We start from the raw sequence: 13,289 nt of genomic DNA on the forward strand, positions 1-13,289 counted from the left end.
CATTAAAAAAAAGTAATAAAAGAATAACAACATGAAACATATCATAATTTATATACTGTTTATCCTCACAACAGCATTGATTTTACTGAACCGATATACTCCTCTTTACATTAACAATTCCATTTTACATTTTATAGTATTATTTATTGCTGCAGCATCCCTAACAATAATTACAGGTCATTTGTTTGGAAAACTTAAAAGTAATAAATCGATTCTTTTGACTTTTTTAATTCTTGGCATGGCTTGTTTTATAAAAGGTTTTTTAACATGGGACGGCGACTGGAAAACACAGACTGTTGTTTATAAGAATATCCAAAATGGTAATAAAACCATCGACTATCAGCTGAGGGGAAGCAGATTTGCTTTTGGCTATAGAAAACGTATTATAGAACGCTTAAAAATTGTTCCTCTTATCGACTGGACCACAGACATCGATACCGTTGGATTAGATAAAATGCAATGGCAAAAAGTAAACATACAGCTCAATGAACTCAATCTCCCGCCTGCTGACGATCAGTAAAATACTGATGAAAAATTATCTAAAATATTATTACATATTCCGTACTTACTATTAAATAACTTAAATAAACTAAAATGAAAACGGTAAAGAAATTAGGAATCTGTATGGACAATATAAGTGCCGACTTAATAGAATTCAGCACTAATAAAATTAAAAAAATTGCCTCAGCATTTACAAGTTTTGAAAAAGAAAAAATCAATTCTGAAAAGCAACAAAATCAGGCTTTGACATACTATAAAAAACTTGCATTAGAAATTGAAAAGCATGACTCCGTTGTTCTTTTTGGTACTTCTGATGCCAAGTCCCAACTGTATAATTTTTTAAAAGCAGACCATCGTTATGATCATGTTCTGATTGAGGTGATTCGTTCCAAGGATCTCAATGAAAATTACAAGTATGATTTGTAAAGCACCATCTTATAAAATGATACAATAACCTATTATGTCAATATTAATACTAGTGCGTCATGGCCAGTCGCTCTGGAATCTCGAAAACAGGTTTACCGGCAAAACTGATATAGAACTTACGCCTTTGGGTGAAACAGAAGCTGCCAATGCTGGTATACTTTTAAGGGGCTTACACATTGATGTAGCTTTTACATCTGTGCTGCGAAGAGCTGTACATACACTAAATATTATATTAACCAAAATTGATACAAAGCCACAGGTAATAGCATCGTCTGCACTAAACGAACGAAATTATGGAAATCTCCAAGGTCTTAACAAAGCGGAAGTCGAAAAACAATACGGGTCAAAGCAATTAGCCCTTTGGAGACGCAGTTTTAATACAGCACCTCCTGAAGGCGAAAGCCTTAAAGATACCTACAACAGAATTCTGCCCTACTACCTTAAAGAAATTGAACCTGAGTTGAAATCAGGAAAAAACGTACTGATAGTTGCTCATGGTAACAGCTTGAGAGCATTAATGATGTACTTGGAAAATATTAGCGTAACGGCTATTGCGGGAGTTACTATTGCAACGGGAATACCTCGTATTTATTCTTACACCAAGAAAATGGAGTTAACTGATGTACATTATATAACAAATAGTAGTAGCGAAACAGCTGTACAATAAACTTTGATAATCTTTAAAATTAATTTGTATTTGTTAAAAACCCAAACCATCAGAAGGTGTCCTTTATCACTTTTACAAATGATTTCTATCATTTCCTATTACCCTTGAGTATCGCAGCTTTGTATTATATCAAAAGCTTCAACTCTATTGCTATAAGTAAATAATAACTAGTAGTATGAACAAGAAAAGGTAATCACCAGCAATAAAGAAAAGACAGCCAATATCCAGATCTGAAACTGTTTTCATTTATTACTTCCTACCGATCTGTAATTCTTAAATTAAAAACAAATGTTTTATGCCATACTAGCAGCTGCTATAGTCCTAACGGCTTTCCTGATGTTTAGCGGCTTTAATTACAGAAATCTGAGTGATGAGATAAGAAGGCTTTACTCCCAATCAAAAAATATCTCAGGTAAAACCTTTAGCTATAAACAGCTTTCAGGCCTGCCTGAACCTGTAAAAAAATACTTTAGACATGTATTGAAGGAAGGACAGCCATACATTAGTTACGTAAATCTGACACACAACGGCCTGTTTAAAACGGGGAAAAATAATGACTGGATAAAAATGAGCGGGGAAGAATATTTTACTGCCGAGAAACCCGGATTTATCTGGCAGGGAAAAACGGCTATGTTTACCGCTACTGATAAATATATGAATGGACAGGGTAACCTTAAGGTAGTGCTGCTGTCTGTTTATAATATCCTGAATGAAAAAGGAGAGCACTATGATCAGGGCGAATTGCTGCGTTGGCTTGGTGAAAGTGTCTGGTTCCCAACCAACCTGCTCCCTAATGAACATTTGCAATGGTCCGCATTAGACAAGAACTCAGCAAAACTAGATTTTAACTACAGAGGGATCAAGGTGAGTTATAACGTTCTATTTAATAGTGCAGCAGAAATTGTACAGCTTGAAGCACAAAGATATATGGGGCCAGATAAATTAGAAACATGGGTTGGAAAAATGTCCGATTACAAAATGTTAAATAATGTCCTGATCCCAACAGCTGTTGAAGCTTCCTGGAAACTAAAAAATGGTGAGTTCAGTTATGCCAGATTTACAATAGAAGAAATTGATTATCAAAAGTCATCACTTGTAAACGAAACATTATGATACAGTGTCAGATAAAATATAATGCTGTATAATGATGATGATTAATATTAAACGTTACATTATTTATTTCTGAACTAATACTAATTCAGTTTCTATTTACAATCGCTTTATAGTTTTTTTCCAGATCAATGATTTCATTTTCAACCTCTTTTAAGCCTTTTTGAAGTGCCAGCAATAAATCTTTCGAGGCTTTATCAGGTCCGGATGATAATAACTCTAAATCGAGGCACATGGAATCGTATTGTTCGAAAAGATGGTTGAAAAAGGATGTTTCTACATTACTCTGCGCGATTCTGTTTCTAAGATCTGAAATTCTGTTTAAAAAGGTATATTTTTCCATAATTTCTAAAATTAAATAATTTGAAATTCAAAATTACTTTCCTTTATAACTAAAAAAAATGTGCTTCGTCATTCAATAAGATGACAGAAATCACTTTGTATTCAAAATAAAAGATGACCGTTTTTTTGATTGTTACTCCAATTTTTTCAGCTTTAAAAAATACAGAAATTTAACTGCGTCATTTATTTCTATATGGATTTCAAGATTTGATTAAACAATTTAATTGTAAGAAATAAAAAGAAGCGAAAATACTGTTAAAAATATTTAAATAATAATCAGTTTAATTAATAAATTTGAACCAAAAAATGAGTAACAGCAAGGCTTTTTGCTAATTTATATATAAATATTATTATTTATAAATGATACAATTTTAAGTATACTTCCCTAAACATTCCTTACCATTTATTAAATGTTACATTTGAGACAAACCCTACCTAAAAATGAATGATAAAAAAAATCTAAGAATTTTAATAACAGACGATGATGAAGATGACAGAGATTTTTTTGCTGAGGCAGCGTCAGAACTTTCTCTTAATTATCCTGTTGAATTTTGTAAAAATGGCTTAGAGCTCATGGATAGGCTTGATGATGGAAAGTCTACAATTCCGGATATCATTTTTTTAGATCTTAACATGCCGATACTTTCGGGTTTCGAAACATTACAGCGAATTCGGCAAGACAGCAGATTCAAAGACATTCCGGTAATAGCCATTTATTCAACATCTGCAACCGAAGATGGTGTAAAAAATACTTTTGGATTAGGGGCCAATGCCTACGTTATAAAGCCAATTTCCTTCAGTGATTTAAAAGAATTACTGACAAAAGTGATTGATACAGATTGGGAGCAAAAATTAAAACACAACGAACTTGAATCTTTCATCATCCGGTTATAGCATAAAAAGAATTTCAATATTGAAGAATTTATTTGTAATCCTAAACCCCATTGAATAAATACGTAACACATGCTTAAACATCAAAAAAACTTACCTGAAGCTGCACGCCAGGACTTTCCCATTATTGGTATTGGTGCCTCGGCAGGGGGTCTTGAGGCTTTTACACAGTTTATTGATGCAACCCCGAATGATTCTGACATGGCTTTTGTTATTGTTCAGCATCTGCACCCTATGCATGAGAGTATGCTTACCGAACTTTTGTCCCGTGTTGCAAAAATTCCGATTAATGAAATTACTGATGACATCCATCTGGCTCCCAACAATATTTATGTAATTCCGGAGAATAAAATGCTTACCTCTTTTGATGGTGTTTTAAAATTAAGTCCACGTGAGAAAAACACCAAAAACCAGGCAATAGATGTTTTTTTTACTTCACTGGCTGAGGTGCATCTTGATTTGGCTTATGGCGTATTGCTTTCAGGAAATGGATCTGACGGAACCATAGGACTCAAAGCGATTAAAAAACATGGCGGAATTACTTTTGCGCAGGATATGAATGCGTCTAATAATGAAATGCCTCAAAACGCAATTAATTCAGGAGTTGTAGATTACGTATTGTCACCTGCACAAATAGTCAAAAAAATCATCGAACTTTCAAGGAAAAATGATACTATAAGTGAAGAAAATGATCCAAAAGATGAGGTGGTGTTTCAGGAAATTATTAAAATCCTGAGGCTTCACAGCGGTGTAGATTTTACCTATTATAAACAAACTACAATCCGTCGTCGTATTGCCCGAAGAATGGCACTGAACAAAATTGCCAGTTTAAAGGATTATTTAAAAGTACTTCAGGGAGACAAACTTGCACCTCAGGATTTATTTAATGATATGCTGATACCAGTAACGGAATTTTTTAGGGATACTAAAATATTCAGGACGATGCGTGAAAAAGTATTTCCGATGTTATGCAATCAGGTAAGTGAAGAAAATACAGTTCGTGTCTGGATTGCAGGCTGTTCTACCGGAGAAGAAGCCTATACGCTGGCTATTTTGCTTCACGAATATTTGGGAGAAAATTTAGAAGGAAAAGAAATTCAGATTTTTGCTTCAGATATTTCAGAAATCGCTATAGCCAAAGCAAGAATAGGGTTTTACAGAAAATCTCAGATGAAGAACGTTTCAGAAACAATCCTGACAAAGTATTTTACATCTAATACAAATGGGTACAAAATTAAAAGGCAGATTCGCGATTTATGCATTTTTGCGGTACACAATTTTTTAACGGATCCTCCTTTTGCCAAAATGGATTTAGTTTCCTGCAGGAATGTATTTATCTATATGGATTCGTATCTTCAAAAAAAATCATTGACAACATTTCATTACGCTTTAAAAGACAATGGTTTTTTACTTTTAGGAAAATCAGAAACTACTGTTCCGGCAGGAGAGCTGTTTCAGCCTTTTGATAAAGCAGGCAAAATTTATACGCGTAAACAGATTTCAGGCAGATTTGTACATTCCGGCATGGGTTCTAATGGAAAAACCATAGTACCAAAAACAAATGTCGAAAGAAAAGAAACTATCAAAGAAGATTTCAGAAAAAGCGCAGAAGCACTATTGCTTTCAAAATATACACCTGCAAGTGTAATTGTAAATGAACAGATGGATATTGTGCACATTAATGGTACAATTGCAGAATTTATTGAACTATTACCGGGCAAACCAACATTTAATCTTTTGAAAATGGCTCGTGACGGGCTGGCATTCGAATTACGTAACGCATGGCACAAAGCCAAAGAAACGGGTTCTGTCATAATCAAAGAAGGAATTCAAATCAAGAAAAAAGGAAGTTTCAGTGAAATTACGATTGAAATACAACAGTTGGAAGACACTTCAGAACTTTATTTTTTAGTATTATTTTACAAAAGCCCCACTAAAGACCAAGATCTGCCTTCCAGTAAATTTACTACAGAGGAATTGCGTGATAATAGTAATTTAAGAAGGATTGCACAGCTTGAAAAAGAACTGGCTAAAATACATGATGATGTCAACGCCATCAGTGAGGAACACGAATCCTCAAATGAAGAACTTCAAAGTGCTAATGAAGAATTACTGAGCGGCAGTGAAGAGCTGCAAAGTCTCAATGAAGAGCTGGAAACCTCTAAGGAAGAATTACAGTCCAGCAATGAAGAGCTTCTGCAGATTAACCAGGAGCTTTTAAATAAGCAGCAGCAAATTAATATTTCTAAGAATTATACAGAAGCCATAGTGGCCACTCTAAGGGAACCAATAGTAGTTCTGGATACTAATTTAAGGATAAAAAACATTAACAGGGCTTTCTCAAAAAAATATAATATCGCTAAAGATGAGGCAGCAGGAAAGCTGATTTATGAAATACAGAATCATCTTTTTGATAATATTCCGATGCGGGCAATGCTTGAAAAAGTACTTCCTGAAAAAACACAGCTGGATGATTATCAGATTTCTGTAAATCTAATGCCATACGGAGAGAGCATAATGCTCCTAAATGCAAGACAGGTAACCAATGAAACCAGTAAGGAACAACTGATTCTGCTGGCCATTGAAGATATTACGGAACGCAGAATTATTGAAAAAAGATTACAGGAATTATCTGATGGTTTGGAAATGCAGATTCAGGAACGTACAAAGGATTTGTTAACCTCAAATACCGAATTGGAAAGCACTATTAAAAACCTGAATGATGCCAATGTTCAGCTGCAGGAATATGCATATGTAGCCAGTCATGATCTTCAGGAGCCTTTGCGAAAAATATTAATGTTTATCAGCAGGCTGATGGGAATGAAAGAAAATATTTCTGATGACGCGCTCCTTCTGCTCGAAAAAATCAGCAAATCTTCTTTAAGGATGAATACGTTAATTAAGGATTTACTGGTCTACTCCTATCTTAATAATACAGAAAGAAAATTTGTAGTGACAGATTTAAATATAATTATCTCTAATATTCTTATTGATTTTGAACTTTTAATTGATGAACACAAACAGATAATTAAAGTCGGGAAATTGCCAGTTTTACATGCAATCCCATTACAGATGAATCAGCTCTTTTACAATCTGGTCAGTAATGCCATTAAGTTTTATAAAAATGATGGATCAATACCTAAAATAGAGATAAATTCTCATCAAATGACGATCAGTCAGATCAAAAAGCACCCTGTTCTTGATGTAAATATAAAGTATTGTGAGATTGTAATAAAAGACAATGGCATAGGTTTTAATAACCAATATGAAAGTAAGATCTTCACTATTTTTCAAAGACTTCATACCAATGAAATTTACACAGGAACGGGTATTGGTCTTGCAATTGGTAAAAAAATTGTAGAGAATCATAAAGGAATTATTTTTTCAAAATCTGAAGAGAATATAGGCGCTGAATTTCATGTTATACTTCCAATGTAATAACGTTTACAGGCTAATGATGTTGCAGATTTTTTGAATAAACTGCGTGCTCAACAATGTTTTTAGTTGGATTTGATTTTTTCAGAAAAATAAAAAAATAGAAATTTTTATCACAAGTTATTAAAAATCGTTGCAGAACAATGCGTTAAGTATATAAAATTATTTTCAATTTTTTTTAAAGCATAGCGATTTTGTTAACAGTTTATCATTAATTTTAGCTAATAAATTCATATATTATGGAAAATCTGCCTAAAAAAGTTAGAAGTAAAAAATTACAAACAAGAGTGGATTTGACTGCAATGGTCAGTGTTTCTTTTTTACTGATTGTGTTTTTTATGGTCACAACTGAATTGGCAAAACCAAAAATAATGGCATTGGGTTTGCCTGAAAAAAATCCCGTTTGGGATGGAGTTATTAGTTGTGGAGCTGGTATAGATTATCGTCTTATAACAGTTTTACTTGATGACAATGATAAAATTATTACCTATTCAGGGTTACTTGGATATTCAGATAAATTACCTAAAAAAGTTAAATATGGAGCTAATGGTATTCGGAAAGAACTATTAAATAACAAAAAAAAAATTCAGGAATATACAGGTGACTATAGAAAAGGGGCGATTGTAATTATAAAGCCAGGCAAAAAATGCAATTTCAAAAATTTAGTAGATATTCTGGATGAAATGGCCATTACAGATATTGGCACTTATACAATTGTAAATGATTTTACTCCGGAAGAATCTAAATTATTAGCTTCTAAATAATTATAAAATATTTTGAATTATGGATAATCTGCCTAAAAAAGTTAGAAGCAAAAAGTTACAAACAAGAGTCGATTTAACTGCAATGGTTAGTGTTTCTTTTTTATTAATTGTATTTTTTATGGTAACGACAGAATTGGAGAAACCAAAGCTTATGGAGTTTGATTTTCCTCGTGAAGGGGGATGTGGAGGAGATTTAGGTTGTAGCAGACCCGACGAAAATCGTATTTTAACCATTCTTCTTGATGATAATGATAAAATGATTAGCTATATCGGATTGATACATTCTCCTGTCCAAAAGCCTAAAGAAATAAAATATGGAAAAGACGGAATACGTAAAGAATTATTATTTATTGATAAGAAAACTCATGCTTATTCAGCTGCAATGGGAAGACCAGAAATAGGCGTTACAGTAATTATCAAGCCAAGTAAAAAATCCAATTATGGGAATTTGGTTAGTATTCTTGATGAGATGGAAATAACAGGTATTAATTCTTATGCAATTGTAGATTATTACACTCCTGAAGAAACTAATTTGCTAGCAATAAAATAATTTATGATGAAACCAATGGCTTAGCCCTGATGGAAGCTGCATCCTCTTTTGGTTTCTTTAGCCAGAAAAAGATATAGCGAACAGCAGGAATAGCTCCTTAAAAATTTAATATTGAAGCTGCATTTAATTATAACCTTCTAATTAAAGACATAAAAAAATCCCACAGCAATGTGGGATTTTCAAGTTTAATAGCTATCTTATTTCTTGATAAATTTTGTTGTCGAATTTCCTTTATCCGATTTTACTTTTATAAAGTAATTGCCAGTTTTGAGTTTTGAAACATCAATAGCAGACACTAATTTTGCATTTGGAACCGCAATTACCACTTGCCCTAAAACATCATAAATTTCCATTGACTGTATTTCTACATTCTGTACAGCATGAATATTTAAAACATCACTTGCAGGATTTGGATACAAAGTAAAATAATTTAAAAACTCAAAATCCTGATTGCCTAAATTGGCTTGGAATTTTGATGTTGCTTTATTGGTAAGTATCGGGAAATTATAATCAAAATAAATATTAGCATCGTTTTCAAATGTATCTCCAACTGATAATGTTGATTTTGTTTTTATTTTGAAAGCTATATATCCATCATTATTAGCATCATCGAAAGGAAGGTTAATATTTTCAAAAATGAATTCTACTTTGTTTCCCTCCGAAATTTTAGTTACATAAGAATGGTTTGAACTTGTTGGAATCAAAGTAGAAATATCAAATTTTGACAGATCAATCATATCTTTTACAACAATATTTTGAGCCGGATAAGTTCCTGTGTTCTCAAAACGGATCATATAATGTACATATTCTCCTATTAGCCCTGGAGTAATTACATTACCTTCTAAACAGGTTTTATCATTTGGATCATAAGATCCTACAACAGTTTGATTAAAAGTAAATGTATTATCGATTGGAGTTTCATCTGTATTTGAAGATACAATATTTGCAGTATAAGACAAAATATCTCCATTTTTTACCGGAGGAATAGCCGTTGGAGCATTTACTTCAAGTGTGAAATTAATTTCTCTTGACTCGAATGGTTTAAGATTGGTAAAATTCCATGATAAATAATTTGTTGCCTGTGTGCTAACAACTGGATTAGCGGTAACAAGTTCTAAAACTGAATCATTGAAATTTAAATTTACTGTTCCGGATTGTGTTATATTGCCCTTATTTTTATAAATCGCTTTATATGAAGCTTCAAAACCTGGTCTTGCAGGAACAGTTTGTAAAACCAAAATCTCTAAATCAGAATGTACACCATTTGGAGTTACGCAGAAATTTTGCGTTAACGGAGCGATCTGTGTTGGAAAAGTAACATTTACAGCAGTAGGATAAATAGAAAAATAAGTTGGATTTTCTAAAACAGGAGTAATAGAATGTGTTCCTGCTGGCAGGTGAATAGAATAGTTTCCATTCACATCTGCTATTATATTTGCTGAATTTGTGCCATCAGATAAATTAAATTTCAAATTTGGAAAATTGATATCCTGAGCATCACAACCATTATTTTCTGCATCATGTTTACTTTCTCCCTGAACAGTATAATAATTTCCAACCGGTTTAAAAGAACAATATGCATTTACATTACAATTCGAAAAACCATATTGTGTAACCAAAGCCTTAACCTGGTCCAGTTGGTTTTCATCTGCACAAATGTACTTTAGATTAGGATTTGATGAGAACTTTAAAAAGTCTTTTTCTGTACTTCCATTTCTTATCAATAGTGAAACAAGCTCGTTTTGAGAACAGTCTAAACGATTCAGGTCTTTTGAATTACTTAAATCCAAGGTGTCAATCTTGTTATTAAAACACTCGAGACTTTCTAACTTGAATAATTCGCTTACATCCAATGATGTCAATTTATTATAACTGCATTTTAATCCTTTAAGATTCGTTAAACCATATACATATAATTGAGGTAATGCATTATCACTACAGTTCAACCAAATCAGTTTTTGTAAACTGCCTAATTTTAATGAAGCGATATTATTCCCATCACAATACAATTCTTCCAAATTGTTAAGGTTACTTACAGGTAAATCAATAATCTCATTAGAATAACAGCTTAAATAGGTAAGTTTTGATAAAAAATCTACATTTAACTTTACCAATTGATTATTCTGACAGGACAAAAACTTAAGATTTTGTAATCCGGCTACATTAAATTCAGTCGATTTTAAGATATTACCCTCACAACTCAAACTCTCCAGGCTTGTCAAACTACTCACATCTAATGCTGCCAATTGATTTCCTGAACAGCGTAGCTTAGTAAGACTTGATAATCCCTGCAGGTTTAGTAAAGTCAATTTATTATTTGAAGCTACAATTTCAGTCAGTTTGGCTGCTCCGTTTAAACTTAATGTGGTCAGTTTTGGGTTTCCAGTACATTGAACGTATGTTAAGTTCGTTAAGCCATCCGCGAGTATTGTAGTCAGTTCTGGTAAATTTTCAATTTGTAAAATCTGTTTGCTTTGAATATTAGAATATCTTAAATGAACCAGTTTCTTTAAGACATTAAAATCAATATCCATCATAATTGGATTATCACTACAATTTAAAAACTCAAGATTGGTAAAATTTTCTAATCCCTGTAATGAAGTGATATTAGAATTGCTAATATCCAAATAAGTCGTGTTTAACGCCTCGCTAATTTCAATTTCAGAATTAGAGTTGCTATTCACAGGAGATGACAGTAACTTCATTTTAAGATTAAAATCCTGAAACGAAATAAACTGTGCATTCAAACCATTAAAAAAGCATAAAGCCAGAGCCAGGAAGTAGATTTTCTTCATATAAATAAATTTTTAAACAAAAATAGTTTTTCAGAGTAATTGTACAACTTTTTTTATTAAATTATTTCATAATACAACCAAAAAAAGTCCCACATTTCTGTGGGACTTTTGTATAATATTAGTTTTTAATAAAGTTTATGCTGGAACTTCCCTTGTCTGATTTTACTTTTATAAAATAAGTTCCCGCTCTTAGCTTTGAAACATCAATATTGGTAACAGATTTTGCATTTGGGACAGCAATCACTATTTGTCCTAAAATATCATAAATCGCGAATGATTGTATTTCTATATTTTGAGTAGCACTAATATTCAAAACATCATTCACAGGATTTGGATACAATGCAAAATAATTAGAAAACTCAAAATCGGGATTACTTAAAGTAGTTTGAAATTTTGATGTCGCTTTATTAGTAAGTATCGGGAAATTATAATCAAAATAAATATTAGCCTCGTTAGCAAATGTATCTCCTACTTTTAAGGTTGGAAGTGTCTTAATTTTAAAGGCAACATAACCGTCATTATTTGCATTATCAAAAGGAAGATTGATATTTTCAAATATAAACTCTACTTTGTTTCCTTCTGAAATTTTAGTTACAAAAGAATGGCTTGAACTGGTTGGAATTAAACTTGAAATATCAAATTTAGATAAATCAATCATGTCTTTTACTACAATATTTTCTGCTTGATAAGTCCCGGTATTTTCAAAACGAATCATATAATGTACATACTCGCCTATTAAATCTGGCGTAATGATATCTCCTTCTAAACAAGTTTTATCGTTCGGATCATAAGAACCTACAACTGTCTGATTTAAAGTGAATGTATTATCAATTGGAGTTTCGTCTGTTTCTGATGAAGCAATTGTTGCTAAGTATTTCAAAACATCTCCATTACGAACCGGTGGTATTTCTGTTGGTCTGTTTACCTTCATTGTCAAAGTAATTTCTCTGCTTTCAAATGGTAATAGGTTAGTAAAACTCCAATTTAAGTTATTTATTTTTTGACTGGAAACTACCGGATTAGAATTTTCCAACTCTAAAATCGAATCATCAAAATTTAAATTAATTGTACCTGATTGGGTCATTGTTCCTTTATTTGCAAACACAACTTTATATTTTAAAACAAACCCTGGTCGTGCCGCGTCAATAGGAATTAATGTTATTTCCAAATCTGGATGAGCGCCATTTGCTGTAACACAAAAATCCTGAATAAAAGGATTTGCCTGAGCTGGAAAAACAACCTTTACAGTTGATGGATATATAGTATAATAATTAGGTTTTTCTAATACTGGCTTAAGCGTATATGTTCCAGCTGAAACAGGAATAGAATAAGAACCCAAATTATTAGATATTGATTCTCCAATGATATTGTCTGAAATTGAAAGTTTTAGAGAAGGAAAATTAATATCACCCACATCACACCCATTTGCATTTTCATCATACTTAGTATTTCCTTTTATGGTATAAAAATCACCACCCGGAACAAAAGTGCAATAACTATTTACATTACAATTAGTATATCCTAATTGATCAACCATGCTTTGAACAGGTTTTAATTTAAAATCATCTGTACATATATATTTTAGATTTGGACATTTAGAAACATCAGTATATAATTGCTTTTCAGGTGAACCATTTTTAATTGATACCGAGATTAGATTTGCATTATTATCTAAATCAAGATTAGTAAGCTTCTTAAATTGATTTGCATCTAAAGAAATAAGTTTGTTGTCATATAAAGTTAAACTTTCCAGATTAGGACAATCAGATATATTTACTGACTCCAGCAAATTCCTGTTAGCCTGAATA

The 13,289-nt window shown here is 32.2% G+C and carries 11 protein-coding genes; 8 read left to right on the top strand and 3 right to left on the bottom strand.

The genetic code is table 11. From position 1 onward, the window contains the following. Positions 1–31 precede the first annotated feature (31 nt). The 4 genes from ABI657_RS13945 (at position 32) to ABI657_RS13960 (ending at position 2,707) form a co-directional block, all read left to right on the top strand. The gene (locus ABI657_RS13945) at positions 32–520 is read left to right on the top strand and encodes a hypothetical protein (protein WP_348097877.1); all 489 of its coding nucleotides are present in this window, start codon (positions 32–34) and stop codon (positions 518–520) included. A gap of 74 nt (positions 521–594) precedes the next feature. After that, positions 595–927, top strand: coding sequence for a hypothetical protein (locus tag ABI657_RS13950; protein WP_348097878.1), 333 nt, complete (start codon positions 595–597; stop codon positions 925–927). A gap of 34 nt (positions 928–961) precedes the next feature. Continuing rightward, complete coding sequence (locus ABI657_RS13955; RefSeq protein ID WP_348097879.1) at positions 962–1,594, top strand: 2,3-bisphosphoglycerate-dependent phosphoglycerate mutase; 633 nt, start codon at positions 962–964, stop codon at positions 1,592–1,594. A gap of 288 nt (positions 1,595–1,882) precedes the next feature. After that, positions 1,883–2,707: a DUF6544 family protein gene (locus tag ABI657_RS13960; RefSeq protein ID WP_348097880.1), complete on the top strand. Its 825-nt coding sequence runs from the start codon at positions 1,883–1,885 to the stop codon at positions 2,705–2,707. Between the two features lie 85 nt (positions 2,708–2,792). Here the strand turns inward: ABI657_RS13960 and ABI657_RS13965 are convergent, their stop codons facing one another. Then, on the bottom strand, positions 2,793–3,047 hold the full coding sequence (locus ABI657_RS13965) for a hypothetical protein (RefSeq protein WP_348097881.1): 255 nt from the start codon (positions 3,045–3,047) through the stop codon (positions 2,793–2,795). A gap of 440 nt (positions 3,048–3,487) precedes the next feature. Between ABI657_RS13965 and ABI657_RS13970 the strand changes: the two genes are divergently transcribed. The 4 genes from ABI657_RS13970 to ABI657_RS13985 all read left to right on the top strand — a co-directional run bounded on the left by ABI657_RS13970 (position 3,488) and on the right by ABI657_RS13985 (position 8,686). Beyond that, positions 3,488–3,940 carry a response regulator gene (locus ABI657_RS13970; RefSeq protein ID WP_348097882.1) on the top strand — a complete coding sequence of 151 codons (453 nt, stop codon included), beginning with the start codon at positions 3,488–3,490 and terminating at the stop codon, positions 3,938–3,940. 69 nt (positions 3,941–4,009) lie between these two features. Continuing rightward, positions 4,010–7,375, top strand: coding sequence for a CheR family methyltransferase (locus ABI657_RS13975; RefSeq protein ID WP_348097883.1), 3,366 nt, complete (start codon positions 4,010–4,012; stop codon positions 7,373–7,375). Positions 7,376–7,611: 236 nt separating this feature from the next. Further along, a complete protein-coding gene (locus tag ABI657_RS13980; RefSeq protein WP_348097884.1) occupies positions 7,612–8,136 on the top strand; it encodes a biopolymer transporter ExbD in 525 nt (174 codons plus the stop codon). A 19-nt stretch (positions 8,137–8,155) separates the two neighbouring features. Then, positions 8,156–8,686 (top strand): biopolymer transporter ExbD, encoded by a 531-nt coding sequence (locus ABI657_RS13985; RefSeq protein WP_348097885.1) that lies wholly within the window; start codon positions 8,156–8,158, stop codon positions 8,684–8,686. Positions 8,687–8,883: 197 nt separating this feature from the next. Here the strand turns inward: ABI657_RS13985 and ABI657_RS13990 are convergent, their stop codons facing one another. Beyond that, positions 8,884–11,481, bottom strand: a complete 2,598-nt coding sequence (locus tag ABI657_RS13990) for a T9SS type A sorting domain-containing protein (RefSeq protein WP_348097886.1) — start codon at positions 11,479–11,481, stop codon at positions 8,884–8,886. A 118-nt stretch (positions 11,482–11,599) separates the two neighbouring features. Then, a partial coding sequence (locus tag ABI657_RS13995; RefSeq protein ID WP_348097887.1) for a T9SS type A sorting domain-containing protein occupies positions 11,600–13,289 on the bottom strand: 1,690 nt, incomplete at its 5' end.

The sequence above is a fragment of the Flavobacterium sp. genome, from assembly GCF_039930565.1.
Lineage (GTDB): Bacteria > Bacteroidota > Bacteroidia > Flavobacteriales > Flavobacteriaceae > Flavobacterium.